Below are 612 nucleotides of genomic sequence, written 5' to 3' on the forward strand. Positions count from 1 at the left end.
CCGCGCGGGCACGGGCCACCCGGTCGCGCAGCTGGGCCGCGGTCAGCCGGACGTCGTCGCGGCTCTGCGAGCGTCCGACCACCACGACGTCGTCGTCGGCCGGCCGGCAGGCGGAGCATGGCCTCGGCGTAGCTCAGCCGGACGTCGGGGAACCAGCGGGCGCCCGGCATGGCGTCGTCGGCCAGGGCGATGGACGGCGACCCGTCCGAGGGAATGTCGACAAAGCGCCAGACTGCGCGCCAGAACGCGTCGAGGTCCTCCACCGACCAACGCCACAGGCTCTCGTAGTCGTCGAAGCGGTAGCCCTCGCAGGCGAGCTCGTCGCGGAAGTCGTCCAGCCGCGTGCGGCGGCCCGAGGGACGCCAGAGCACCTCCGTCACGCCGGCTCCTCGGTGCGTCCGAGGCCGAGCAGCCAGGCGGCGACGGCGTAGGCGGCCGCGCCGAGCGCCGGGAGCAGCAGCCAGGCCCAGGCCAGGCGGAGCGTCCAGGAAGAAACGCCAGGACGGCCATGAGCACGAGCAGCACGCCGGTCAGGGCTGGTGGCCCCGCGGCTGCGGCACGCCGCAGCGCTCGCAGCGAGCTCGCCGAGCTCGAGCGCGAGCCGATGCGGGC

The 612-nt window shown here is 75.3% G+C and carries 2 protein-coding genes; both read right to left on the bottom strand.

Annotation, left to right across the window (positions count from 1 at the left end; genetic code table 11):
* Nucleotides 1-380 (bottom strand): acetyl-coenzyme A synthetase N-terminal domain-containing protein (locus tag AC2W7G_RS18070; protein ID WP_485869646.1); only part of this gene is annotated, 380 nt, incomplete at its 3' end.
* The coding region (locus AC2W7G_RS18075) for a hypothetical protein (protein WP_485869647.1) at nt 377-612 on the bottom strand (236 nt) is incomplete at its 5' end. The genes AC2W7G_RS18075 and AC2W7G_RS18070, both read right to left, overlap by 4 nt.

Source organism: Aeromicrobium sp. PFPM2_SD2 (assembly GCF_057364525.1).